This is a genomic window from Nocardia glycosmidis, from assembly GCF_052545115.1.
Genome location: NZ_JBQWRH010000061.1, coordinates 1 through 525 on the forward strand (window position 1 = coordinate 1; position 525 = coordinate 525).

General features: G+C 65.1%; 1 protein-coding gene. It reads left to right on the top strand.

What is annotated here, in order from left to right:
* Positions 1 to 97: 97 nt before the first annotated feature.
* A partial coding sequence (locus tag ACT86A_RS27485) for a transposase (protein WP_445095130.1) occupies positions 98 to 525 on the top strand: 428 nt, incomplete at its 3' end.

The window sequence follows — 525 nt, forward strand, 5'->3', positions numbered from 1 at the left end:
GGGGACTGTACGGTCAGCGGTGTAACTCCTGAGCAGTATGGATGCACTTGTGACTGATGAGAAGGCCGCCGGATCTGCTGCGGCAGCGTCGGTGTCGATGGATGAGCAGATCCGGCGGTGGGCCGCGGACGCTCGTCGTGACGGGCTGCAGCTGGTCGGCGAGGGCGGGCTGCTGGCGCGGATGACCAAGCTGGTGGTCGAATCCGCCCTCGAAGGCGAGATGGACGATCATCTCGGCTATGCCAAGCACGACCCGGCCGGCCGTGACGGCGGGAACTCGCGTAACGGTAAGCGGGCCAAGACGATCGAGACCGAGGCCGGGCCGGTGGAGATCACCGTGCCGCGGGACCGGGAGGCGAGTTTCGAGCCGCAGATCGTCAAGAAGCGACAGCGCCGGTTGAACGGTGTGGAGAACATCGTGATCTCGTTGTCGGCCAAGGGACTCACGACCGGCGAGATCAGTGCGCACTTGCGCGAGATCTACGGCGCCGAGGTGCCGAAATCGACGATCTCCACGATCACCGA